General features: G+C 37.2%; 26 protein-coding genes, 1 pseudogene and 1 other annotated feature. Of the genes and pseudogenes, 8 read left to right on the forward strand and 19 right to left on the reverse strand.

What is annotated here, in order from left to right:
• Positions 1–194: 194 nt before the first annotated feature.
• On the reverse strand, positions 195–839 hold the full coding sequence (locus tag ACQKOG_RS18855) for an MBL fold metallo-hydrolase (protein ID WP_427447901.1): 645 nt from the start codon (positions 837–839) through the stop codon (positions 195–197).
• Between the two features lie 168 nt (positions 840–1,007).
• On the opposite strand from ACQKOG_RS18855, the gene ACQKOG_RS18860 reads away from it, so the two are divergent.
• The gene (locus ACQKOG_RS18860; protein WP_132356740.1) at positions 1,008–1,187 is read left to right on the forward strand and encodes a DUF2759 domain-containing protein; all 180 of its coding nucleotides are present in this window, start codon (positions 1,008–1,010) and stop codon (positions 1,185–1,187) included.
• A gap of 3 nt (positions 1,188–1,190) precedes the next feature.
• Here ACQKOG_RS18860 and ACQKOG_RS18865 read toward each other — a convergent pair.
• From ACQKOG_RS18865 to rpmG, 5 genes and pseudogenes are all read right to left on the reverse strand, one after another.
• A pseudogene (locus tag ACQKOG_RS18865) lies at positions 1,191–2,007 on the reverse strand (transposase); the annotation flags it as partial.
• A gap of 246 nt (positions 2,008–2,253) precedes the next feature.
• A complete protein-coding gene (locus ACQKOG_RS18870; protein WP_427447903.1) occupies positions 2,254–4,149 on the reverse strand; it encodes an LTA synthase family protein in 1,896 nt (631 codons plus the stop codon).
• A gap of 281 nt (positions 4,150–4,430) precedes the next feature.
• Positions 4,431–4,640 carry a YqgQ family protein gene (locus tag ACQKOG_RS18875; protein WP_049663926.1) on the reverse strand — a complete coding sequence of 70 codons (210 nt, stop codon included), beginning with the start codon at positions 4,638–4,640 and terminating at the stop codon, positions 4,431–4,433.
• A gap of 1 nt (position 4,641) precedes the next feature.
• Complete coding sequence (locus ACQKOG_RS18880) at positions 4,642–5,226, reverse strand: 5-formyltetrahydrofolate cyclo-ligase (protein WP_370081618.1); 585 nt, start codon at positions 5,224–5,226, stop codon at positions 4,642–4,644.
• 62 nt (positions 5,227–5,288) lie between these two features.
• Positions 5,289–5,438 (reverse strand): 50S ribosomal protein L33, encoded by a 150-nt coding sequence (gene rpmG, locus ACQKOG_RS18885; protein ID WP_008408521.1) that lies wholly within the window; start codon positions 5,436–5,438, stop codon positions 5,289–5,291.
• Positions 5,439–5,588: 150 nt separating this feature from the next.
• On the opposite strand from rpmG, the gene ACQKOG_RS18890 reads away from it, so the two are divergent.
• Positions 5,589–6,041, forward strand: a complete 453-nt coding sequence (locus ACQKOG_RS18890) for a hypothetical protein (RefSeq protein ID WP_370081616.1) — start codon at positions 5,589–5,591, stop codon at positions 6,039–6,041.
• A gap of 3 nt (positions 6,042–6,044) precedes the next feature.
• The gene (locus ACQKOG_RS18895) at positions 6,045–6,542 is read left to right on the forward strand and encodes a hypothetical protein (protein WP_427447906.1); all 498 of its coding nucleotides are present in this window, start codon (positions 6,045–6,047) and stop codon (positions 6,540–6,542) included.
• An 87-nt stretch (positions 6,543–6,629) separates the two neighbouring features.
• Here ACQKOG_RS18895 and ACQKOG_RS18900 read toward each other — a convergent pair whose 3' ends face one another.
• The 9 genes from ACQKOG_RS18900 to ACQKOG_RS18940 form a co-directional block, all read right to left on the reverse strand.
• Positions 6,630–7,202: an anthranilate synthase component II gene (locus ACQKOG_RS18900; RefSeq protein WP_415731444.1), complete on the reverse strand. Its 573-nt coding sequence runs from the start codon at positions 7,200–7,202 to the stop codon at positions 6,630–6,632.
• The gene (gene trpE, locus ACQKOG_RS18905) at positions 7,199–8,584 is read right to left on the reverse strand and encodes an anthranilate synthase component I (protein ID WP_415731443.1); all 1,386 of its coding nucleotides are present in this window, start codon (positions 8,582–8,584) and stop codon (positions 7,199–7,201) included. Before trpE ends, ACQKOG_RS18900 begins: the two co-directional genes overlap by 4 nt.
• 161 nt (positions 8,585–8,745) lie before the next feature.
• Positions 8,746–9,011, reverse strand: a binding site (T-box leader).
• A 34-nt stretch (positions 9,012–9,045) separates the two neighbouring features.
• Positions 9,046–10,122 carry a mechanosensitive ion channel family protein gene (locus tag ACQKOG_RS18910; protein ID WP_427447909.1) on the reverse strand — a complete coding sequence of 359 codons (1,077 nt, stop codon included), beginning with the start codon at positions 10,120–10,122 and terminating at the stop codon, positions 9,046–9,048.
• A 73-nt stretch (positions 10,123–10,195) separates the two neighbouring features.
• Positions 10,196–11,068, reverse strand: a complete 873-nt coding sequence (locus ACQKOG_RS18915; protein WP_427447911.1) for a hypothetical protein — start codon at positions 11,066–11,068, stop codon at positions 10,196–10,198.
• A gap of 759 nt (positions 11,069–11,827) precedes the next feature.
• Complete coding sequence (phoU, locus tag ACQKOG_RS18920; protein ID WP_370081609.1) at positions 11,828–12,487, reverse strand: phosphate signaling complex protein PhoU; 660 nt, start codon at positions 12,485–12,487, stop codon at positions 11,828–11,830.
• Positions 12,488–12,499: 12 nt separating this feature from the next.
• Entirely contained in the window at positions 12,500–13,333 is an 834-nt protein-coding gene (gene pstB / locus ACQKOG_RS18925; protein ID WP_427447913.1) for a phosphate ABC transporter ATP-binding protein PstB, read from the reverse strand.
• 12 nt (positions 13,334–13,345) lie between these two features.
• Positions 13,346–14,224, reverse strand: coding sequence for a phosphate ABC transporter permease PstA (gene pstA / locus ACQKOG_RS18930; RefSeq protein WP_427447915.1), 879 nt, complete (start codon positions 14,222–14,224; stop codon positions 13,346–13,348).
• Position 14,225: 1 nt separating this feature from the next.
• A complete protein-coding gene (pstC, locus tag ACQKOG_RS18935; protein WP_427447917.1) occupies positions 14,226–15,173 on the reverse strand; it encodes a phosphate ABC transporter permease subunit PstC in 948 nt (315 codons plus the stop codon).
• A gap of 64 nt (positions 15,174–15,237) precedes the next feature.
• Positions 15,238–16,212 (reverse strand): PstS family phosphate ABC transporter substrate-binding protein, encoded by a 975-nt coding sequence (locus ACQKOG_RS18940; protein WP_427447919.1) that lies wholly within the window; start codon positions 16,210–16,212, stop codon positions 15,238–15,240.
• Between the two features lie 366 nt (positions 16,213–16,578).
• On the opposite strand from ACQKOG_RS18940, the gene ACQKOG_RS18945 reads away from it, so the two are divergent.
• On the forward strand, positions 16,579–16,773 hold the full coding sequence (locus ACQKOG_RS18945) for a hypothetical protein (protein WP_427447921.1): 195 nt from the start codon (positions 16,579–16,581) through the stop codon (positions 16,771–16,773).
• Between the two features lie 137 nt (positions 16,774–16,910).
• Here the strand turns inward: ACQKOG_RS18945 and ACQKOG_RS18950 are convergent, their stop codons facing one another.
• The 4 genes from ACQKOG_RS18950 to ACQKOG_RS18965 all read right to left on the reverse strand — a co-directional run bounded on the left by ACQKOG_RS18950 (position 16,911) and on the right by ACQKOG_RS18965 (position 22,619).
• Entirely contained in the window at positions 16,911–19,115 is a 2,205-nt protein-coding gene (locus ACQKOG_RS18950) for a peptidoglycan D,D-transpeptidase FtsI family protein (protein WP_427447923.1), read from the reverse strand.
• Between the two features lie 408 nt (positions 19,116–19,523).
• On the reverse strand, positions 19,524–20,129 hold the full coding sequence (locus ACQKOG_RS18955; RefSeq protein ID WP_427447925.1) for a superoxide dismutase: 606 nt from the start codon (positions 20,127–20,129) through the stop codon (positions 19,524–19,526).
• A 174-nt stretch (positions 20,130–20,303) separates the two neighbouring features.
• On the reverse strand, positions 20,304–20,783 hold the full coding sequence (locus ACQKOG_RS18960; protein WP_370081597.1) for a DUF456 domain-containing protein: 480 nt from the start codon (positions 20,781–20,783) through the stop codon (positions 20,304–20,306).
• A gap of 204 nt (positions 20,784–20,987) precedes the next feature.
• Positions 20,988–22,619, reverse strand: a complete 1,632-nt coding sequence (locus ACQKOG_RS18965; protein WP_415731431.1) for a Na/Pi cotransporter family protein — start codon at positions 22,617–22,619, stop codon at positions 20,988–20,990.
• Positions 22,620–22,814: 195 nt separating this feature from the next.
• On the opposite strand from ACQKOG_RS18965, the gene ACQKOG_RS18970 reads away from it, so the two are divergent.
• The 4 genes from ACQKOG_RS18970 to ACQKOG_RS18985 all read left to right on the forward strand — a co-directional run bounded on the left by ACQKOG_RS18970 (position 22,815) and on the right by ACQKOG_RS18985 (position 25,526).
• Entirely contained in the window at positions 22,815–23,333 is a 519-nt protein-coding gene (locus ACQKOG_RS18970; RefSeq protein ID WP_370081593.1) for a DUF1189 family protein, read from the forward strand.
• Positions 23,334–23,385: 52 nt separating this feature from the next.
• A complete protein-coding gene (locus ACQKOG_RS18975; RefSeq protein ID WP_370081591.1) occupies positions 23,386–23,730 on the forward strand; it encodes a hypothetical protein in 345 nt (114 codons plus the stop codon).
• Positions 23,731–23,825: 95 nt separating this feature from the next.
• A complete protein-coding gene (ispG, locus tag ACQKOG_RS18980) occupies positions 23,826–24,941 on the forward strand; it encodes a flavodoxin-dependent (E)-4-hydroxy-3-methylbut-2-enyl-diphosphate synthase (protein WP_370081589.1) in 1,116 nt (371 codons plus the stop codon).
• A 12-nt stretch (positions 24,942–24,953) separates the two neighbouring features.
• The gene (locus ACQKOG_RS18985; protein ID WP_415731429.1) at positions 24,954–25,526 is read left to right on the forward strand and encodes a 5' nucleotidase, NT5C type; all 573 of its coding nucleotides are present in this window, start codon (positions 24,954–24,956) and stop codon (positions 25,524–25,526) included.
• Positions 25,527–25,628 lie beyond the last annotated feature (102 nt).

Raw genomic sequence — 25,628 nt, forward strand, 5'->3', positions numbered from 1 at the left:
CCCTTTGCAATTACATGGTTAGATTTTGGTTATTTTATCTATCCAACGAATTGCAAGGGGGATTTTTGTATTTTATGAAGTTAATTTAGGCTTTAATTTAATCAATTATGCCTCGGCATAATTGCGTCCGGAGGCTTTAAAACGGAAATCAACCCACGCTATGACGAAGAGCCATTTTTAACTATCGCCTAACCTTAAAAACCATTCAAGAAAGGATTTGTCTCCATTTCTGCACCGACCGTTGTATAATTGCCATGCCCAGGGTAGATAATAGTATCCTCAGGTAGTGTCAATAGCTTATCATGAATGGATGTAAGTAATGTTTTTGTCGAGCCTCCAAGTAAATCTGTACGACCTACACTTTGTTCAAATAGTGTATCTCCAACAATAGCGAAGCCTTCATTTTCAAATATATATGAAATACTACCTGGTGAATGTCCTGGCGTAAAAGTAGCTTTAAAATAAAAATCACTTATTTCAAATAGCTGTTCTTTTTTAATAATATTATCTTCAGCTGGGGCACCAACAGTATAATCTGGTAATGCTGCGTATTTACTAGAGCCATTTTTTGTTGGATCTCCTAACCAGCTTACTTCTTTTTCATGAATCCATACTGGAACATTAAAAGCCTCTCGGACGGCATCCACGGCACCGATATGGTCGAAATGTGCATGTGTTAAAAAGATGGCTAGTGGTTTTAGATTGTTACTGCGAATAGCCTTGATGATGCGATCTGCTTCTTCTCCTGGATCAAATATTAAGCATTCCTTGTTTTTATTCGATACGATATAACAATTCGTTTGGACGGGTCCAAGTGAATAACTTCGTACGTTTATCATTGTTATCACCTCTATTTCAATTATACAGCCTTTGCCACAATTTGACGATAAATGTTCATAGTTTAGTCTATATTAGTTCTCGACAAAAACAGGTAGAACGTTTACAATTAAGGAGGAATATTGTTTACGACATTCATTTTCTGATGTCGAAAGGAGTGTCAATTTCTAATGAACTTATTAATGGTTATTTTTGGTCTAGTTGCTATTTTAGCTGTAGTTGGTACATTCCAAGCACTTAAAGAAAAGAATCTTTTAAGCGTTGTTTTTAACTTATTAAGTGCTGCAGTATTCGGTTGGTTCGTAATTATGACTGTTATTAATAGCGGATATCCACCAAAATTACACTAAAATTTAGACAGAAAAAAGAGCAGCCTCCATTCGAGGCTGCTCTTTTTCTATCGTTTTAATTTCACTATTCTTCGCTTCTACTTTGTAGCGATTTGCGGCTAATTGCTTAAAAGCTTTTGTATTTTGAAATGCCTCTTGTTCGGCATGTGTATCCGACTTAATTGTGACAGAATACGTTTTACTTTTTGCGCCTTCTTTATAACAGCCCTCTCTCATTGGACATACTTGCATTTTTCAATATCAAAATAATATGTCTGACTTCAACTCTTACTCGTTCCTTTTTTACCCGTACGTGTTTTTCTTGTCGCGAGATGGCTGGCCTTACAAACAAACATTCCAGCATCTTTATTAAACTCAAACTTGTCTTCTTCTTTTCGTGGTCCTTGTGTAAGAATAGGATTCAACTTTGCCACAAGGGCGATTTTCTCTTCTTTAGTATATTCGATATTTGCCTTTTCAGAGTAAGCTGCGTCTCCAATAACTGTATTAATTTTCATACCTGCTTGTGTGCTTTTTTCAATTAATTCTTGAAGATATTTCCATCGCTTTTTTCACCTGTTGTAATGGACAGCCGCTGTAATAATACGTTCATCACTCATCGCGATATGTGTCTTGTACCCAAAGAAAGAAGATTCCACCGTCTTATGCCCTTTTCGAGCATCCGCATCAGAAAAGTAATTTAGATGTTCTTGAAAATCTTCTACGACTTCTTTTAAGACATTCAACTTCTCTTTGACAGCCGGTATTTGTGCAATTTGTGGTTCCTTTTCATTTCAATGACTGAAATGACTCCCTTACAGTAAGCTAATTGATCCTTCACAAAGGAAGCGTGACTAAAATAATAGTATGATACATTGCGTTGTTTGGAGAAGCATCGCTCGACTCCTGCGGGAAAGCGTGACAGACGAGACCCCGCACGAAGCGAAGCGTAGGAGGAGGCTCGGCGCTCGCCCGCGGAAAGCGAGCGGAATGCTTCGGAAAACAACAGTAGAGTCACAGTGCCAAATGAAAAAAGCGAGGTATGGACTTTTTCAGTGCCATCCATTAAATGAGATCTCACTTTTTGTTACTTGGCTACCCCTTGCTTCAAGTTACCTGTCTTTTGGTCATAGAAGCGGAGTAAATCACCGTTAATGATGGTATCCGAATTCTCAAGTTCTTTCGTAGCTCGATCAGCGTATGGCTGACATGGCTCACCATCAATTTCTTCGCCAGTTGCTTTGTCATAACAAGCTTCACCAGCATATACATATTTATCTGTTACAAAACGACCGTCGCGGAAAATAACGAAGTCTTCATGCTCTGGTGAGAATAGGTCTGCACCAAGCTGCATATCTTTTGAAGTTTCAACACCAAGAAGGTGTAAAATTGTTGGACGTAAATCCATTTGTCCAGAAACCTCTGTCATTTCTTTACCGTCACCTGATCCAGGGATATGGATGAATAACGGTACTTCTTGTAGCAGTGCATTATCAAATGGTGTAATGCTTTCTTTTCCTAAATATTGAGCCATCGCTTTGTTATGGTTTTCTGAAATACCGTAATGGTCACCATACATTACAATAATAGAGTTATCATATACACCTTGATCTTTTAAACCTTGGAAGAAGTCTTTAAGAGCTTCATCCATATAACGAACTGTTTGGAAATAACGATTTAATGTACCTGAGTTTGACGTATATTCAGGAATCATTACATCTTCTGGGTCCAATGTGAATGGATAGTGGTTCGTTAAAGTAATTAGTCGAGAATAGAATGGCTGTGGCATATCTTTCATTAAGGCTGCGGATTGCTCTAGGAATGGGACATCTTTCATACCCCAGTTAACAGCTTGCCCTTCGCCAATCTTATATGAGTCTATGTCATAGAATTTATTAATGTGTAATGATTGATACATCATGTCACGGTTCCAGAATGATTTATTATTCGGGTGCATGACATTTGTAAAGTAGCCATTATCTCCAAGGCGCTCAGCCATTGAGTTATACGTATTTCCACCGTGCGTGAAGAATACCGCACCTCGACCTAAGCCGAACAATGAGTTTTCTGTAATAAACTCTGAGTCAGAAGTTTTCCCTAATCCAGTTTGGTGATAGAAGTTACTGAAATAATACGTATCTTTATCTTTTGTTAAAGAGTTTAAGAATGGTGTAATTTCACGACCATCCATTTGGTTATTAATCACAAAGTTTTGTAAAGATTCCATTGATACAACAATCAAATTACGACCCTTGTATTTACCAAACATTTGAGGGTTAACTGCTGCTTGATTAGAACGAATATAGTTGTTCACTTCTACTAATTCACTGCCATCCGCTAATGCACGTTGAGCAGAAGATTTTGATTGAATATAAATGTCATATAAATGGTAGTTATAAGTACCGATGTTTTTTACAAGTAATTCACGATCAAAGCTACGTGTTAACAATTGTGGACGCTCTGTTTCAGCTAATCCTAAGTTTAAGAACGACACAGCAATCGCTAATACGAAGTACGCACGACGGAATTCCACGTTTACTTTTACTGCATTTTTCATCATAGGCAAATATTTATTAGCTAAAATTAGAATAAGTACGTCAACGAAATATAATAAATCCCAAGGGCTAACAATCGCTGCTACTGAAGTTCCTAAATCACCAAAGTTATTTGTTTGGAATAATACCGGTAATGTAATAAAGTCGTTGTAGAAACGATAGAACGCGACATTCCCATATAAGACGATTGACATAATAACACTGACAGTTATTATATAACGACTTTTAACTTTTGGCGATTTAAAGAATAATGATATACCATAAGCAAATAGTACGAAGCTTAATGGATTAATAAACAAAATAAATTGTTGCATCGCATTTTCGATTTTCATCTCAAAGCTTGTGTGATAAACAATGACCGTTTTTATCCAAGTTGCTACAATTGCTAGTATCATAAATGAATGTTTAGGCCACTTTATTGATTTCATCCCTAACATCCTCCCTACTTTCTTACAAAAAAATAATATTTTTAACAATTTGTTACTGAAACAAAATATATCTTAATCCATTTTTTACAGATAATCAATAGATATATTTTTGGAAAAACTGTGCTCCTTGTTCGTACATGGGCCGGATAGTAATATATACGTTTTCGTTTGTAAAAAGTTTCGTAAATCATAAAAACAGTGGAAAACCACTGTTTTTTTAAGAATATTACATACATGTTACATTATCTTTACAATACCACAAATGAATTATATTTAAAACATTACTGATTATTTTCCTTCATGCGAAGCTTTGTTGTTTCTTGTCGAATTAGTAATAATGCCATTTGGTAATCTTTAATATCTAGTACATTCGCTTTATACAACTCGCGAATTTCATCCTCCATTAACATCAAATCACCAATGGGATCTCGTGTGTAAATATAAGTGCCATATGTTTTTAATAATTCATAAATATCTAACATTTTGTCCATTTTAGTTCGCTCCTCGTTGTGTTACACAGTCAATACGCTTTGTCGGTGTCACAATGATATCTACTGGGCAATCGTGCACTTCTGTAGGTACTCGTTCATATAGCTGCTCATTAAATAGCAGAGACATGAGCTTACCCTTTTTATAGTTTAATACATAGCGATCATAATAACCACCGCCATAGCCTATTCGATAGCCGAACTTATCAAAAACAACTCCTGGAACAAGTATGACGTCCATTTCATTTGCGTCAACAAACTCACACTTCTCTGGAATTGGCTCACGCAAATGCATATAAACAGTTTCTAGCTGGGCAAACGAGTCAATGGCGTAAAATAACATTTCTCTTGTTTTTGAGTTGCATTTAGGCACAGCGACTTTTTTACCAAGTTGCCATAGTTCTTCTATTAATTGAATTGTGTCGACTTCTGGCTTATTGGAAATGGTAATGCCAATTGTAGTTGCTTCTATTATATATGGTTCCTGTAGCACTTTTTTAACTACAGCATTTGATTGATCGTGGTAAGCTACTTCGCTCATTTTCGCAAGAGCTTCCTTTACCTCGTTCCGTAAAGTTGTTTTATCCATGCTAAGCTACCTCCTAAAATGTAGAAAGCCAAAACCACAAGTGGTTTTGGCTTAATGAGCGATTACTTAGTTTCACGGTGAAGAGTGTATTTCTTCTCGCGAGAGCAATATTTTTTAAGTTCAAGACGCTCTGGATTGTTACGCTTGTTCTTTTTAGAAATGTAGTTACGTTCGCCGCAATCTGTGCAAGCTAAAGTAATGTTTACGCGCATTATTAACCCTCCCACTCTATATCAAGAATTTAAATTTTGAGCATGATTTATACGACTAACCTATTATAACATAAAACAAAAAAAAATCTACCTTCATTTCATATTAAGTTTGCATATGGTAAAATACCTTATAATTACATACTTAATGAGGTGAAACTATTGGATTTATCCATCATACTTATGATTGTAGGGATTCTCCTAATTATTACTTCGTTCTTTTTCAAAAATAGCGCGAAAAAGGTCGAACAAGATGTAGAGGAGCTATCTATCTCTATTTTTCAAGAAACAAATAATTTAAAGCGTCGTCTGAAAATTGTTGAAGAAGAGCTGTTATTAGAGCCAGAGTTTCAGGTTAAATCACCGTCAGCGCAAAATAACGCTATATCAGATCCAAAGGTTCAACAAGTTATGCAAGCTGTTCAACAGGCTGCTCAGGCATCGAAAACAGGACAAGCTGCTCCAAAAACGAAACCTATACATCAAATTATTGTCAGTCAGGTGCTTGAACTAAATAAGCAAGGTCTTTCTGTAGCAGATATCAGTATTCGTTCAAATTTAACTGAAGAGCAAGTCCGCCAAGTAATCGCAAACGGAGGTCGGTAATTCATGAATATGTCCGCTATCCGTGCATTTGGCATTGCGCTTTTTCTTGTCGGAGCTTTGCTAGCTTTAGCTGCGCGTTTCGATCTTAATATCGGTCTTCCAACTAAAGCTTCCCCAAATACAGAAAATGTAGAGGAGTTGCAAAAAAAGCTCGAACAGGCAAATAAAGAAATTGCATTGTTAAAGGAACAAGCTAAGCAAGCTTCAAAGGAAACTAATCAGAAGACAGATACACCTAAAACAACGACTAAAGAAAATCATAAATCGGCAGATGCACCAGCAAAAGATACAACTATGACACTCCAAATATACAGCGGTATGGAACCATTTATTGTGGCACAAAAGCTTGAAAATGGTGGCGTCATCGAAAATAGTGTTGAAATGGAACTGCTTCTTGCTAACCCTAAATACGCGCGAAGCTTACAAATTGGCTCTTACGAAGTCAATTCTTCGATGTCTTTAGAGGAAATTGCAAAATTGATTACAGGGAAAAAGCAATAATATTACCATCCTATTTCATATAAAAATGGCTGTCATCAAATAATCACAACTACTGATTTTTGATGACAGCCTTTTTAATTTAAGAAATTAAGAAATTTGTTCTAAGAAAGCTCGCATCATTATACTGCCCTCTTTTGTCCCAATGGATTCTGGATGAAATTGCAGCCCAAAGAGTGGGTATTCTTTATGTTGAATCGCCATAATTTCACCATCATCACTGGACTTTGCTAAAATATTAAAATCCTCATGCAACGTGCTTTGCTCAATGATGAGAGAATGATAACGCATTACTTCGATTTTACCGTCTAACTGAGCAAATAAGCCTGTTTTTTCATATTGAATTGTTGATAATTTTCCATGCATTATATTTTTAGCTTGAACTATGTTTCCTCCAAATGCTTGCCCTATCGATTGGTGCCCAAGACAAATGCCCAAAATTGGAAACTTCGTATAAAGCTCTTTGACAACATCCACTGTTATTCCTGCATCAATTGGCGTACCTGGGCCAGGCGATAAAATAATGGCTTCAGGTTGCATTTTCTGAATGTCTTCAATTGTTATTTCATCATTACGTACTACTTTTACATCTTTCCGAAGCATTCGTATTTGCTGAAATAAATTATATGTGAATGAATCATAGTTATCGATCAGTAAAATCATTTTTTTACCTCCAATAGCGCGCGAGCTTTATTTAGCGTTTCCTCGTATTCAGACAAAGGCACCGAATCGTAAACAATACCAGCACCTGCTTGCACATGGGCACGATGATCCTTTATGATCATTGTTCGAATGGCTAGAGCTAAATCCATATCCCCTGTAGCAGAAATATAGCCCACTGCACCTGCATAGACACCACGTTTCACAGGCTCGAACTCATTGATTAGCTGCATAGCGCGGATTTTCGGCGCACCTGATACTGTACCAGCAGGTAAGCAAGCTCGAAGAACATCCAAGACATGTACATCATCACGTAATTCGCCGATAACCTCTGATACAATATGCATAACATGTTTATATCGCTCAATACTCATATATTTTATCAGCTTCACTGAACCCACTTTGGCAATACGTCCAAGATCATTACGCCCTAAATCCACTAGCATACGATGTTCAGCAATTTCTTTGTCATCATTTAATAAACCTTCCGCGATCGCATTATCCTGCTCCACTGTTTTACCTCTTGGCTTCGTACCAGCAATAGGATTAGTCGTTACCTTTCGATCCTTCACCTTAACGAGACTTTCAGGAGATGTTCCTAAAATGGTATACGTTCCGAAATCCATATAGAACATATAAGGTGAAGGATTAGAAGTACGTAATTGACGGTATAAAGCGAAAGGATTTCCTGTATATGGTGAAGTGAAGCGTTGTGATAAAACAATTTGGAAAATATCACCCTTCCGAATATGCTGTTTTGCACGTTCAACTAGTGCTACAAAATTTTCTTTGGCGATCATCGGTCTGAAATCTAGCTCTCCAAACGTCGTGTCGTCAAACGTTGTTCCAGCATATAGCTGCTCCTTCATCATAGAAATAGCCAATTCCATCGCTTCAAGAGAACGTCCTTCATCAAATAAATCGATTGCCGCTAGTGTGATCTCTTGCTTTAAATGATCAAAAACGATAAATGTATCATAGAAAAAGATATGGACATCCGGCATTTCTAAATCATCCTGCAAGTATTCACCTATTTTTTCTGTATAAAATGCTGTTTCATAACCAAAGAATCCAATTGCTCCTCCAAAAAAGGCGAACGGATACTGTGCCTTATGCAATGGCATTACTTGCTGTAATTTTACTAATACATTGGTGCTCGATTTTTCTGTTTCTCCACCTTTGGAAAAAGAATAACCATTCCTATCTCCAATAAGTTCTGCAATTGGGTTGACGGCAATAAACGAGTAACGCCCACTTTCTTCATGCTTCGCAGACGATTCGAAAAGCATCTTATGCTCCCCTTCAAGTGATTGATAAACGGAAATTGGTGTCATCATATCACCCTGTAATGCCTTCATAGCAAACTTTCTAAGCTCAACTGTCATACTCTTTCTCTCCTTTTCTATGCTCTGCTCTTCTACACCAAAATTAATCAATTATGCATTGGCGTAATAGTCGCTACCTCTTCGTCAGCATTTCACTTACATAAACATTGCGTCCGGGTTTTGGACACTCCGCCAAAGCATATAAAAAGGCCTTCCCATCACAAAAGGACGGAAAAGCCGTGGTGCCACCTTCATTGGTCTTCATCAATTATGCCCCGGCATAATTACATTCAGCTGATGTTTGGATACCCGCTGAAAAAGTTAAAAGACCCACTCTATACCTTATAACGTAGGCAGACGCTAATCCATACTTTATTCAGGATTAGAGCTCCGAAGTCCATTCACTATTTATCTGTACTAGTTTCCACCAACCACTAGCTCTCTATAACAAATAATAATAGCTACTACTCTTCATCAAAGCTGATAACATGTATTCATTGTAAAGTAAAAAAACTAACAATTCAATTTATTTTTTTATTACGAAGCCATTCATCTTCAGCTGGATTTGCTAGTATAATATTTAGTTCTTGAAAGATTTGACGGATAGCAAATAAAATATCTTGTCGCACATTTAGCATCTCTGCAGTATCATTTGTTGTCACATAGAAACGCACAAGGACGCGATAAGAGGTTGGATAAAACTCATCTATAAATACATGAATCATTTCTTTTTCTGTTTGAGCATGCAAATAAATTTCTTTTTGAATGGTACTTAAAGCACTTCGTAGTTTTTCCTCTTCATTTTCAGCAGCTACAAATAAAAATTGCTCACATTTTCGTTTTTCTCGTCTCGATAAATTATAGATCGGTCGATTTACCAAATAGGAGTTAGGTACATAAACAAGTCCTTTATCCCCCGTTTGAATTAAAGTACTTCGAAGATTAATATCTTCGATGGTTCCTTCAATTTTTTGGTCCTCCGTTGCTATCCAATCGCCAATTTGAAATGGGTTATCTAATGCGACTGACATCCCACCAAAAACATGTGCTAGTGTATCTCGAATACCAAAAGCAATCGCGACACCAGTTAAGCCAATCCCGGTTAAAAAGCCATTCAAATTAAAATCCCAGAAAGAAGCAATCGTAAACATCGCCAATATCATAATGAGCACTTTTCCTATACGAAGAAAAAAAGGTAACAGGACATTTGGTTCCTCATCATTATTCAACGGTAGTGGCTGCTTTGTATAATAATTTAAAACATCGTATACGCCTTTGAAGGCAAAAAAGACCATAATAGACAATACAAAATTTTTAGTTGCTACATGTGTAAATAAAAAGATTTCTAATAATATTGATAAGCCGAGTACAATCACTGCAGACATAAATGCATAGCGAATCGCTTTATTAAATTGTGCGAGTACTGTTGCCTGAAAGTTACGCTGACGATTTCTCAGAAATGTAACAGTACGATTAATAACTTTCTTTATAACAAACTGCTGAAAAAGCCAACCAATTACACAAAGTGCAACGGCAATAATAATTTCCATCCACGTTGGGGTTGAAATATTAGGTAATAACCATTTCAATGAATTCAAATTTCATTCTCCTCTAACTACTATGTATATTCACAGAAAAGGAGCCGATCAACATTGACGATCAGCTCCGTTTTTATTGAATTGCATCATCCGCAAAAAAAGCCTTATTAGCAAACCAAAATTGCTGCTCATTAAAATTATGTTCATGCATAGCGATCACCGAAAATTCAGCATGGTACTTACGCTTCATTTCCTCAAGTACAGCCTTCGCTTGCTTTCCAACGAGATGCTGTCCATCAATTGGAGTGCCTTCAGTAAAAATAATAATATCCGCTTCTGTACAATGTTGATTTTCTTGGAGCAAGCCCTTTACAAAATGGAGCACAGGCAGAACCGCAGCTTCTCCCTTTGCCTTATAATCAATAAAATCCTTAAAATCGGATAAATTTAAATGCCCGTTTTCAAATCGAAAATGTACATGAACTTGACAGTCATATGGAACGATATATAAATCTCTACGTTCACGGTGCGCGCTCATAAATAACGGTAAAATTATGCTTTTACAAAGCTCAGAATATGTCGCCATACCAGTTGTTTGCTCAAGGCAGATTATAATTGGACCTGTTTCTTTTTTATATTCATCAAACGGAACATATAGGATATTTCCTTTTTTTATTGTTTGACGATTAAGCTTTCGACGCCTAGCTACCTGTCGCTTTCGCTCATAATACAAGCGCTGCTCTTTTCCATTAGCCAATCGTTCGGCTTGCTCAACAGCTGGTATATTTTCATAAATTTCATGCATGATATCTGCCAATTCAAGTGCAAATGCTGCCATATTTCGTAAGGTTTCACTCTTGTAAAAAAAATCTATAAAAAAATGTTGTTCCTTGTTACTTAATTCCTCAAGATGTAAGTTTTCATAAAGAAAACGTAAAAAGTCACATTGTTCTGACGTAAATTCCAGATCAAATTTCTCTAAGAGTGATTCTACAGCGTCTTTCACGAAGCAGCACCTCCTCAGCACATTTTTTCGGATAATGTCTATAGTATAACCAAAATAATTTTTTGACAATACAATAACGTTTGCAGTATTTTGACGCTATTTTTATTAATAATGTTGCTGTTAATTAATCATGTCTTGAGCAAGGTTTCTTCGGATTAAACGTTCTCACTTCTCTTTATGATCCTTCTTTAAAGAAGAGCATATACATGGTCTTGAAAACTATTATGCTTATGAAATTAAGGTATCCTATTAAATAAAATGTGGCACTTAAGTAAAACGAGTGTTTGATTTCCGTTCCGGCTGGGGGCGTCCGATGAGCCGCGTCGCTCGCTCCAGGGTCTCAGGCCAACACGATGTTGGTCACGAAGGCATTATCACAGGATGTGATGCACTTAGCCTTCGTTCCTCTATCGCTGATCCCTAAGGAGTCGCCCAGCCTCCACTCCAATCAAACACTCTGCATAGTATGTATCTTTTGGCATGTCAGTCATTCTAATTTATAGTGATAAAACACAACTTCAGCAAGATGTTTTTTGTGCGAAAGCGAAGTTCAACGTAGCGGCAGCAACAATATTTTATCTGTGCGAAAACGTTGAGGCGCAGCAATAGTATAAGTGGGGGAAACGGCTCGGCGTCACCTGCAGGAAATCGAGTAGCAAGGAAACACCCTCATTTAAAGTACCACCACATTTACAAAGATTTCTTTGACCATTTGTTTTTAACAATATAAAAAAGAGCCTATAATCGGCTCTTCTCTTACTAATTATTTAATTCATAATGTTTACCTTTGACTAAGTAAAATAAGTGTTCAGCAATATTTGTTGCATGGTCAGCTGAGCGCTCTAAAAATCGGCAAACAAAGGTTAAGTGTGTAATTTGAGAAATATGTGCTGGATTTTCTGCTCCTGCGCGCATCAATAGCGTAATTGTCGCTCCATATAAATCATCGACGTAATCATCTAGTTCAGCAATTTCCTTGGCATGAACAGTATCTTCCTCTGTAAAAGCTTTGATAATACTCTCTAGCATTTCTACAGTCTTGTTACACATCGTTTGCAAATTTGTTGTAGGAAAGATAAGCGGCTCTTTGCCAATACGAATCGTCTCTTTGGCAATATTCACTGCATAGTCCCCTACTCTCTCCATATCAGATGCCGCTTTGACAAGCACCATGAGACGACGTAAATCAGTAGCTACAGGCTGCTGCTTAGCAATCATTAAAATAACACGATCATTGATTTCTTCTTCAAGACGATTGATGATTAAATCGTCCTCAAGAATCTTCAAGGATGTCTCTAAATCCTGATTTAATAATGCTTCAAAAGCTATTTTAAGAGCGTTGATACTACTATTGGCTATCTCGATAAATTGTTCTTGGACTTCTTTTAATTCCTGTTCAAAACGTTCACGTACTACCATCTAGTCTCCTCCTTAACCGAAACGACCTGAAATATAATCTTCAGTACGTTGATCTGCTGGTGTTTGGAAGATAACGTCTGTTTTATCGTACTCAACAACCTCTCCATTTAAGAAAAATGCTGTTCGATCAGAAATTCGTGCCGCTTGTTGCATATTATGTGTAACGATAATAATTGAATAATCTTTTTTCAGCTCTTGTACAAGTTCCTCGACTTTTAATGTAGAAATCGGATCAAGTGCAGATGTTGGCTCATCCATTAAAATAACATCTGGTTCAATCGCCAAACAACGCGCCATACAAATTCGTTGTTGCTGACCACCTGATAAACCATAAGCATTTTGATTTAAGCGATCCTTTACTTCATCCCAAATTGCCGCGCCGCGTAAAGATTTTTCAACAATCTCATCAAGAATTTTCTTATTTTTTATACCGTGAATACGTGGGCCATAAGCAATATTATCGTAAATAGACTTCGGGAATGGGTTTGGCTTCTGGAATACCATACCTACACGAGTGCGCAATTCTTCAACAGCATAGCTTTTATCTAAAATATTGCGCTCACGATATACTATTTCCCCTGAAGTTCGGACACTTGGTACAAGCTCTACCATTCTATTTAAAGTTTTTAAATAAGTAGATTTCCCACAGCCAGAAGGACCAATTATAGCTGTTACTTCATTTTCATAGATGCTTAAATTGATGTCTTTTAATCCATGATGATCACCGTACCACAAATTTAAATTACGTGTATCATATACTACTTTTTTGGCAACATCAGGAGATAGCTTTGTAGCCGTATGAATTGGTTTGACAATTGATTTTTCCTCTTTAATACCCAGTACCATAAGGTCACCTCATTAATAACGTTTTTGGAATTTATTTCGAATAAAGATGGCAATAGAATTCATCAGTAAAAGTACTATCATAAGCACTAAAATACCAGCCGCAGCTACACTTTGAAATGCCTCTTGCGGACGCTTTGCCCAATCATAAATTTGCATTGGTAAAGCTGTGAATTGGCTTAACAAACCATTAGGTAAAAACTGTAAAATAACAGGAATTCCAATAACAACAAGTGGTGCTGTTTCACCAATCGCGCGAGACAACGCTAATATACTTCCTGTTAAAATTCCAGGAATGGCCGCTGGTAGCACAACATGCAATATTGTTTGCCATTTTGTCGCACCCATACCGTAAGAAGCTTCACGCTGTTCATTCGGTACTGCACGAATCGCCTCCTGCGCCGCAACAATAATCACTGGTAAAATTAATAAACTCATTGTTAATCCTGCTGCTAAAACACTTTTCCCTAGTCCCAACATTCGAACGAAAATTGTTAACCCAAGTAAACCAAAAACAATGGAAGGTACACCTGCTAAGTTAGAAATATTCATACGAATAAAGTCGTTAAGTCTATTTTTCTTTGCATATTCCTCTAAATAGATTGCAGTTCCTACACCTAGAATAATCGACACCGGAGCAACAACTGCCATCAGCCAAAGTGAACCTATTAAAGCTGCCTTAATGCCCGCTTTATCTGCAAAACGCGAAGCAAAATTTGTTAAAAAGTCGATTGATAAATAGCCGACACCTTGTGTTACTATACGATAAAGCAAAATAGTTAGTGTCACTAATGCAAAAGTCGTTGCTAAGAAGAAAAAGAACTTCCACACTTTATTGAATGTAATACGCTTTGTCATTCGTTTCATGACGACCGTGTCATCGATATACCGCATGCTAGTAAACCTCCCTGAAGCGTTTCGAAATATATTGAGCAAGTAAATTCATAATTAAAGTAAAGATAAATAATGTGAATCCTACTGAATAAATCGAATAATAAATTGTCGTACCATAGCCAGCATCGCCTGTTGCAACTTGTACTATATACGCAGTCATCGTTTGAATCGAGTCTGTCACATCTAAATCGAATTTAGGTGTAGAGCCACCAGCAAGTGATACGATCATCGTTTCACCAATTGCCCGGGAAATAGCGAGGACAATAGAAGCAATAATGCCTGATAATGCAGCTGGTAATACTACTTTTATAGCTACTTCAAACTTTGTTGCTCCAAGAGCTAGAGCTCCTTCACGCATACTATTCGGGACAGATGACATCGCATCCTCTGAAAGCGATGTAATCATTGGTAGAATCATAATCCCTACAACAATCCCGGGACTAAGCGCATTAAAAAGTTTCAGCCCTGGAATAATTTGCTGCAACATCGGCGTTACAAATGTTAATGCGAAGAAGCCATAAACGATCGTTGGCACACCTGCTAACACTTCTAAAATAGGCTTAACCGTACGTCTTATTTTTTCGCTTGCATATTCACTTAAATAGATAGCAGAAGCAATGCCAAATGGTACTGCTACGACAACTGCAATAAGTGTGACTTTCAATGTTCCAGCTATTAAAGGTAAAATCCCAAATAATGGTTCCTTTCCTGAAAACGGTAGCCATTGTGTACCAAATAGGAAATCCGTAATCGAAACACGTTTAAAGAATTCAAACGTTTCAAAAATAAGGGTGAAAACAATGCCAAATGTCGTCAATATAGAGATAAGTGCCGCAGAAAATAATAGAGTTGGCATTGCTTTTTCCACTATTTTCTTTGTTTTTTGATTGCGCGAATTTGCAATTAATTGCTGCACAGATGATGTCTTGTTTTCTTTTTGAGAAACCATTGGGTGCTCCTTTCAAATAAGAGAGGGAAAGAGCATACATCTCTTTCCCTCTATGCATGTCTACTTATTTTAAGCCTTCTAAAGTTTTTAAAGCTTCACTATATTTATCTTCAGGTAGACTGACATAACCAACAGCGTCTGCCATTTCTCCCCCGTGCTCAAGTGTAAATTTAATGAAATCATATGCCGCTTCGCTTTCTTTCATAGCACTATTTTTCACATATACAAATAGTGGTCGTGAAAGCGGTGCGTATTCACCAGATTCAATTGTTTTATTTGTTGGCTCAATGCCGTTTACTTTCACAATACTTAATTTATCTTTATTTTCTAAGTAGTAAGCATAGCCAAAGAAGCCGATTGCGTTTTTGTCACCTGCTACACCTTGAACTAGCATGTTATCATCCTCTGATAATGTTGCTGATTTTGCTAGATCAGCACCGTCTAAAATCGTTTCATCAAAGTAATCGTACGTCCCTGAGTCAGTACCTGGTGAATAGTAGACGATTTTTTCATCTGGCCAAGATGGATCAATATCAGACCATTTTTTAGGTTTCCCATCTTCAACCCAAATTTTCTTTAACTGCTCAACTGTTAGATCCTTCGCCCAATCATTTTCAGGGTTCACGACAACCGAGATGCCATCATATGCTAAAGGAAGCTCTGTAAAAGCAATTCCTGCTTTCTCTAATTTTGCTTTCTCTTCATCTTTGACATGACGAGATGCATTTGAAAAGTCTGTCTCACCTGCGATGAATTTTTCAAAGCCACCACCTGTACCTGAAACACCTACCGATACTTTGACATTCGGTTGAGTCCCTGCATATTCTTCAACAACTGCTTCAATAATTGGTGCGACTGTTGATGAACCATCCCCAGCTACAGCCCCTTGCAGTTTTTTGTCTGCAGCGTCTTGTCCTGAGCTCGCCGGTGCGTTTGTTTCTGCATTGTTACCCTTTTGTGCAGAGTCACTACCACATGCACCAAGCATTAATGCTGAACCCATTACCGCTGTCATCGTTAAGTACTTCCACTTTTTCATCTCATTTGCCTCCGTCATTAACATTTTTATAGTTATTTGTCTTACAATCTTTACTATAATGACTAAATGTTGAAGTCGTATAAACAGTTCGTAAAAGAGACGTAAAGGAATGTAATGCTTTGTAAATGATTGTAAAGATGAATTTACAATTGTAGCTGTCGCACAGATAAACAATGCATCCAGATTTTTTGTGCCTAGTCTGCACGAGGTCCGACACGTTGTCGGTCATTTCGGCAATGCCACACAACATAGCGTTTTTACCGATGCAGATCATATAGCCGTTTTCCTTTAAAAACTTGCTTCCTTTTGGAAAGATGCTATAATAAGCAATTGTGTCAGGAAATAATCTAAGAGGAGTTTGACTTTGTGATTAAACATACAAAAGTACAAAATACCGATTACTTTAAAACGTATTTAACACTTATTATGGAACATCGTGAATATACTCTACAGGAAGCTGTTGATTTTATGGTAGAGTCTTACTTCTGTAATAATATAGAGCTTTATGGATTAAAACCGAAACAACAATTTGAAATAGCTATTCAACAATTATCTGTATAATAGGTCTTTTATATAAAAATAAATAAAACACGGTATGAAAATGGTGATCTTTCATACCGTGTTTTTTCGCGGGTATTCAACAATACTCTAAAACTGTAAAAAAACCGCTAGGCATGTAAATGCACTAGCGGTTTCTCTTATTCTTGCTCATCTTCACCAATTTTGTCATTTGTAATAGCCGGTAAAATTGGTTGTTTTACATTACTTTCAGTCACTTTTTCAGCTTGATATTTTGCTTTTAACTCAAAATATTTATCAACAGCTTCTCGAGCAATAACATTATTATTAATTAAATGTTCACCTGTGTTAGTCGTCGCCCATGGAATGACAACAGCGTAGGCAATTTCAGGATTTTCATAAGGAGCAAAGCCAACATGAGTAACGGTAAGTGTGTCCGTACCATAATACTCTTTTAAAGGTCCATAATATACTACCTGAGCTGTTCCTGTTTTTCCTGCTGCTGTATACGGTGCATTTGCAAATTGTCTTTTTGCTGTACCATTTGCGCCCGTATAAACACGACGTAATCCTTGTTTGACATAGTTAATTTCATCTGATGAATTATCAATCTGATTTAAAATTGTTGGTCCAATTTCCGTCACTAATTGTCCTAACGATTGCCCATCTTTTGATGGCTCACGTACCTCCTTCACAACATGTGGTTGAATGCGATAGCCGCCATTTGCGATTGTCGAGATATATTGTGCCAATTGTAACGGTGTATACGTATCATACTGCCCAATCGCTAAGTCGAGTGCTTTACCCCCATAGGTTGGACCAGTTGGACCTTGTACCCCACTAAATTCATTTGGTAAATCAATCCCTGTATTTACACCTAACCCGAATTGTGCATAAGAATTGCGCATTTTAGGGAATGTATCGTCTTTTAAACGAAGTGGCATCCCATAGCTATATGGAGTTCCGTTAATAAGCAAAGCTGTTTTAAACATATAAACGTTAGAAGATTGCTCCAAGGCTCTTAAACCATCCATTGAAATATAGCCACCATGATTAAAAATAGATTTTTTTACTGGTGTATTTAATAAATGGATTGGTTCATCCCCTAATACAGTACTTGGCTTAATAGCTCCTAATTTATACCCAGTTAGTAATGTTGCTCCCTTAACTGCCGAACCTGCCTCATAAGCTGTTGTAAAGGTACCATATGAATAATCGACCACTTCATTTTTCCCTGTTTCAGGATTTTTCTCAATCTTCTTACCAACCATTGATAAAATATCGCCTGTATTTGGGTCCATCATTACTAAAAAGGCACGATCAAGTAAACGGGAACCCCCTTGTGATTTTAGCTTAAGTAATTCACGCTCAACAATTTTTTCAGTTTCTAATTGTAGCTCACTATCAAGTGTCAGTTTTAAATCTTTACCAGGCTCACCTTCATAGGTCGTAATGGTATCGACTACTTGCCCTTTTTTATTCGTAATATTTTTAACAACTGATTTTTGCCCTTGCAGTAAATCTTCATATTGCGCTTCAATATAACTTTCACCAACACGGTCATTTCGTGAATAATCACGAGCTAAATAATAATTCAGCTTTTCTTTTGGAATCCCTTTTGCTGGTACTGTTGTGCGTCCTAAAATAGCGAGTGAAGATAATTTCAAACGCTTCCAGTCAGTTGTTGTGTTAACGCCTGGTAATTGAGTTAAACGTTCAGAGACACGCGCAAATTCATCGGCAGATACATTTTCACTCTTAATAATTTGCGGTGATAAATTGTATCCTGATACCATCTCTCGATAGATTGCTAGTACTTCTAAGTCTTTTTCTGTCAATTGCAATAATTCTTCGTTTGTGATTCGTTCACGAACAAGTTTATCTATCTGTGCATTGATTTGACTTTCCGTTACATCTTCTTGTGCCCTAATTTTCTTTTTTTCTTTATCTGTTACTTTTGCATAGGCAGCGTCATGATTTTTTATAATCCAAAAATCTTGTTTGTCACGTAATGTAACACGGTTCGTTGGCTGCTCAATTAATTGTGCCAGCTTTTCGGCTATGTCTAGCATTTCCTTTGTTGTTGTCGTCGACATTTTTGTATACGTAATGGCATTTTCCGGTTGGTTATCCACTAAAATACGACCGTATCGATCATACATACGTCCCCTTGGCACACTTGTATTGACAGCTACCTCCTCTTTACGCTCTAAATCACGTACATAATCTTCTCCTTTTACGATTTGCATATAGCCAAGTCTAAAAATTAGCATTGAAAATACGAGAAATATAGCAAAGAAAAGGACATTCATACGAAATGTTAAATTAGAGTGATGTTTTGCTTTAACACTCGTCGCGCGATTTTTTCCCGGTGCTTTGCGCATATGTATTCCCCTCCTCATCTAATTACAATTTAAATACACACGATATTTAGTATACCATTTGAAGGTACGACAGGAAAGCATGCACTTGTGAATTTATGTTTTGAAAACATCATTTATTTGACGGCACTTTAAGATGAAAAGTTGCTGTTTTTTATCGATTGCTAGAAAAATAGTTTTTATATTAAAGATTGAGGGGGATGACGGCCATTCGAAGCACTCCAAACCTTCCGGCGACCGCATCCCTTTCAACCCAACCGACTGCCAATTTTTTCGGTTGGCGTTTGGAGCATTCACTCTACCTTTCATTGTATTGAATACCTCAAAGATTATAGAACCAAAAAAAGACAGCAAAAAAGGCTATGCCTCGGTGAGTAATCACCTTTGACATAGCCTTCTATTAAACATTAATTATTTTGCAGCTTGGAATTTAGCTTCTACTACATCCCAGTTTACTACGTTCCAGAATGCACCGATGTAATCTGGACGACGGTTTTGGTAGTTTAAGTAGTAAGCATGCTCCCAAACGTCTAAGCCTAGGACTGGAGTTTTACCTTCCATAACTGGAGAGTTTTGGTTTGGAGTAGATGTAACAGCAACTGAGTCACCATCAACGATTAACCAAGCCCAACCTGAACCGAAGCGAGTTGTAGCAGCTTTTGCAAATTCTTCTTTGAATGCATCGAAAGAACCGAATTTAGCATCGATTGCTTTTGCAACTTCGCCAACTGGAGTTTTTGAACCGCCTGGAGCGATTAATTCCCAGAATAATGAGTGGTTAGCATGTCCGCCACCGTTGTTACGTACAGCAGTTTGTTTGTCAGCTGGAAGAGCATCAATGTTTGCGATAAGATCGTTAATGTCTTTTTCAGCAAATTCAGTGCCTTCTACTGCTGCGTTTAAGTTTGTTACATAAGTATTGTGGTGTTTAGAATGGTGAATTTCCATTGTTTTTGCATCGATATGTGGTTCTAATGCGTCATAAGCGTAAGTTAATTGTGGTAATTCGTAAGCCATTGTTAAGTTCCTCCCTAAAGTAAAGAAATAATTAATACATCCTTAGATTATCAAAATTGGTCAAACCATTCAACGAAAAATACTTCAAATTGAAGATTTTCAGCCTTTTGACTGAAAAGCCAATACGATTACTATACTACCCTGTTTTCCAAATGGCTAAACTACAGGAGGAAATTATATCGCTATAAAGAACACGACAATCATAACGATTTGAATAACTGCTTTTGCCAGTGTTGATGTTAAGAAACCAACAAGTGAGCCAACACCGCTTTTCACAGCCTCTCCAAATGTACGACGCTCTACGATTAACTCTCCAATCACAGCTCCTAAAAACGGACCAACTAATATACCTACAACCGGAATGACGAACGGACCAATTAATAAACCAATGGTACTACCCCACATACCAGCATTTGAACCACCAAATTTTTTAATACCAAAGGCATTGGCCACAGAATCAGCAACAAATAAAATGACAACAAATATAATTTCACTCGCCCAGAACAACCAGCTTAGCTCCGCAAATGAAAAAAATAATCCATATACTAAAAAACCACCGATTAAAAAAATTACACCTGGAATTATCGGGTATACCAATCCAACAAATGAAATGATAAAGCAGGCAATCACTAAGATCCAGCCAACAACTTCCATGAAAATTCTCTCCTTTTATCGTGCATTGCCTTTCATACGGATTTACAAAGCTGAAGGTTTCATTTATTTTGATTCAGCAGATGTATTTGTATCGTAAGTGCAACTTCAGTTACATATGTCTTCTGCGCGAAAGCGAAGCGTCAGCAACAAATGTTTTCTGTAGCGAAAGCAAAGTAGCTACAATTACCCCAAGGCGCAATTGATCTAATGTCTAATTCCTAAAATAGAGTCAGCTATATTTACAGCATGGTCTCCTATACGCTCTAAATTGCTAATGATATCCGTATAGACGATTCCCGCAGCTCCATTACATTCGTACGTATTTAAGCGCGCAATATGCTTTTGTCTTAGCTTATCTTCCATATCATCTATCAAGCTTTCGAGCTCAGTTACTTCCTGCGCCAAGCTCAAACTTGCTGTATCCAGAGCCGCTATGCTCTTTCGTACAGCTTCAATCGCCAAGCTAAACATGCCTATTAAATCTTGTCGCGCTGACTTACTTAAACTTACCTCATGGTGATCTTTATATTGTAAAAGCTCTAAAATATTTTCAAAATGATCACCAATACGTTCTATGTCTCGTACATTTGTTAGAAGTGTATGGTGTCTTACTGAGTCTGCTCGAGAAAGTGGCTGCTTAGACACCATCACTAAATAATTCGTGATTTCCTTGTCTAAATGATTGAGCGCTACTTCTAATTGTAAAACTGTAGGAATATGAGCAGCTTCACCTGTTTTCATATATAAAAATGTTTCTTCTAAACCATGAAGTGCATGTTCCCCCATACGTAACACTTCCTCCTTCGCTTGCCCGAGTGCAATCGCCGGAGAGGAATCAATGAATGATGGATCTAAATGCTTCGTTGTCACATCAATATTTCCATCATGCCCAGGAACTAGCTTTGTGACAAGTGCAGCCAACCCTCCGATGAATGGCAGCTGAATCATCATATTAATTATGTTAAAAGAGCCGTGCGCAATCGCTATTTGCATTTTCGCTTCTAAATGGAATAGCCCACTAATCCACTGTACGTAATGCATAAAGGGTGTAAAGAACACCATGAAAATGATCGTTCCTATAATATTAAATAGCACATGTGCCGCCGCTGCACGTTTAGCATATATAGAAGCACCCAGTGAAGCTAATACTGCTGTAATGGTCGTTCCTATATTTTCACCAAATAAAATAGGTAAAGCACTATCTAAGCCAATCAAATGCTCAGCATATAAGCCCTGTAGCACACCGACAGTTGCTGTTGAGCTTTGGACAAGCAATGTAAAAACTGCCCCTAGAAAAATCCCTACAACGGGCAGATCCTTTAGAAGAAGGGTTAATGATGCAAAGTCCGCTAATTGATGAAGTGACTGCATGCTTGCACTCATTAACTCTAAACCTAAAAATAAACCCCCGAAGCCAAACAATATTTGCCCGATATACTGATACGTCGCTTTCTTAAAGAAAAATAACAACCCTGCACCTATTGCCAATAACGGATAAAAATATATGCCGATATTAATACCAATAATAAAAGCGGTTATGGTCGTTCCAATATTCGCCCCCATAATGACACCGATTGCTTGACGTAATGTTAAAAAACCTGCACTCACTAGCCCAACCGTAATCACCGTCGTTGCAGAGCTCGACTGGATACAAACCGTCACAATTATGCCCACTAACACGCCCATTAAAGGATTTGTTGTAAAACGATTCAACCATTCACGCAGTCGATCATCTGCTGATTTTTGAAGCCCATCCCCCATAAATTTAATGGAAAATAAAAAGACTCCTAAACCGCCTAAAAATTGAAACAGTATGCTTTGCCAATCTATTGTCAATTGTATTCGCTCCAATTCCTACATCTCTACTTCTCTATTCCTAATCTTTAAATGATAGTATAGAAAAAGTAAAGAAAACCTTTAACTTCTTTACACAATATTAACATTTCATTATCGTATTCTCAGTTATTATTTCTTATTTCATATCTTGTCAAAGTTGAACATGGTAGAATAGCGATTGGAGGAGATATGCTTATGAAACACTCACAACTATTTATCGATAGCTTAATTCATCCAAAAAAACTTGCTGCCTATCGTTTATTACCGATCGGAAAGGTCATTCAATATACCTTTCTTCTAATTACTGTTGTTACAGTTTTCTCTTTTGGTCGTTTTACGGCTGGAATGTCTGTTGATGCATTTGATATGAATAGTTTAAATGGTATTACTGAATACATAGAAGACGTTAAATGGGTATTGTATCCCGTGACATTCATTATGCTTTTTGTTTTTACTACGATGCTTATTTTTGCACAAATTGCGCTCTATGCCGTAGCAGGTCTACTGATTTTAAAAGTCATGAAGCGTCGCGGTGAATACCGTCACATTTGGCGTACTACGACATTTGCCATGACTTGGGCAATTCTAATAAGTATGCTAGCAGATTATCTACCGATTAACAGTACAATTATCTCTGTTTTTTCTTTATTTTTAACTGTGACTCTACTAATCGTAGCCATTACAAAATATCCAAAACAACCAATCAAAAAATAATGTGCATGAATCCCCTCTCTTCTAAATATAGTGTAGAAAAGGAGGGGATTTTTTGCGTGCTTTTGTGTTAACAGCTATCATTATTATTTTTGCTTTTGTTGTAAAAGTAGATTTAACAGAAGGTTCATTACACCTTGCTGCCATTTTTCCGAAAGAAACTGAAAACGCCCTTTGTGAGAAGCAGCGAGAGCCAAATTATATAACTATACAGACTATTCAAGGCGATACTATTCACAGTTTATTTGCACTTCATCCCGCCAAAGTACCAATGACCTTCCCTGAACGCTTACAACTATTTTATGAATTAAATCCACACTTACAATTACAGGCTCTTGTTCCTGGTGAAAATATTAAGCTTCCGCTGTCATTTGAATTTGAAAACAAATGCGGAAAATGAAAAGTTAACGTTTCTTCCTTGTCCTTATTTTCTTACACTGCTAAAATAAATGTCAGTGACGGTCGAAAGTATGGCCCGAAAAGGAGAGAAAGTTAATGAGTGAAATTTGTCACCGTACAAATACACGTCCCGTGCGTGTCGGTAATTTAACAATTGGTGGTAGTAATGAATTATTCATTCAAAGTATGTGTACAACAAAAACACATGATGTCGAAGCAACAGTAGCAGAAATTCTTCGTCTTGAGGAAGCAGGCTGTCAAATCGTTCGCGTAGCAGTACCAGATGAACGTGCAGCTGATGCGATAGCGGAAATTAAAAAACGTATCAATATTCCATTAGTAGCTGATATTCACTTTGACTATAAATTAGCATTAAAAGCAATTGAAAATGGTATCGATAAAGTTCGTATTAACCCAGGTAATATCGGGCGTAAGGAAAAAGTTGAAGCTGTTGTTAATGCAGCTAAGGCTAAAGGTATTCCAATCCGTATCGGGGTAAACGCTGGTTCATTAGAGCGTCATATTTTAGAAAAATATGGTTACCCTACTGCAGACGGTATGGTAGAATCTGCTCTTCACCATATTAAAATTTTGGAAGACTTGGACTTCCACGATATTATCGTATCCATGAAGGCATCAGACGTAAATTTAGCGATTGAGGCCTATGAAAAAGCGTCTAAAGCCTTTGATTATCCTCTACATTTAGGAATTACTGAATCAGGTACATTATTTGCTGGTACAGTAAAATCAGCGGCTGGCCTTGGCGCAATCCTTTCAAAAGGTATCGGTAATACATTACGTATTTCACTATCTGCAGACCCTGTTGAAGAGATTAAAGTAGCACGTGAACTATTAAAATCATTCGGTCTTGCTTCTAATATGGCAACACTTATTTCTTGCCCAACATGTGGTCGTATCGAAATTGATCTAATTTCAATTGCCAATGAAGTAGAAGAATATATTTCTAAACTTAATGTACCATTAAAAGTAGCTGTTCTTGGTTGTGCGGTAAACGGTCCTGGTGAAGCACGTGAAGCCGATATTGGTATTGCTGGTGCTCGTGGTGAAGGTTTACTATTTATGAAGGGCAAAACTGTTCGTAAAGTGCCTGAAGAAACAATGGTAGAAGAGTTGAAAAAAGAAATCGATAAATTAGCAGCTGAAATGGCAGAAAAACGTGCTGCTGAAGAAGCAGAAAAAGCGAACGCCTAAGGAGGTGCTAGTATGAAAAAGCCTCGCTTTGGTATTGATATCGATGGAACAGTGACATGTCCTAGTACTCTCATTCCACATATCAATAAACAATACAATATAAATATTACACTCGACGATGTGTGCGAATATGATTTTTTATCAGCATTTCCCCACCCTGTTGATCGTGTAGCATTTAATACATGGTTTAAAGAAAATGAGCCATATATGTATGAAGTATCTGAAGCAGCTAAAGATGCGAAAGATATTTTAAATACGTGGAAAAAAAACTACGAACTTTATTACATCTCTGCTCGTGGTGGGAATGTATCAGATGTTACGGTAAATTGGTTTAAATCACAATCTATTCCGTATGATCATATCGAGCTCATCGGTAGTCACGATAAAATTTCCGTAGCAAAAAACCATGGTGTTGATGCATTTTTTGAAGATAAGCATGATAATGCGGTTATGCTTGCGGAGGAATTAAAAATACCGGTTGTATTATTTGACACTCCGTATAATCGCCTTGCTGTTCCAGACAATGTCGTACGTGTTTATAACTGGCAAGAAGCCAACCATTTTATCACAAATTATTTTAAATAAATCAATTGGAGGCTGGGACAAAACCCATCTCTAAACTAAAAAGCCGGCGAAATTTTACGATCAGTAAAATTTCACCGGCTTTCAATTTTTTTCATAAAAAAT

The organism is Lysinibacillus sp. NPDC093216 (genome assembly GCF_050280325.1).
In the GTDB taxonomy this organism is placed as follows: domain Bacteria; phylum Bacillota; class Bacilli; order Bacillales_A; family Planococcaceae; genus Lysinibacillus.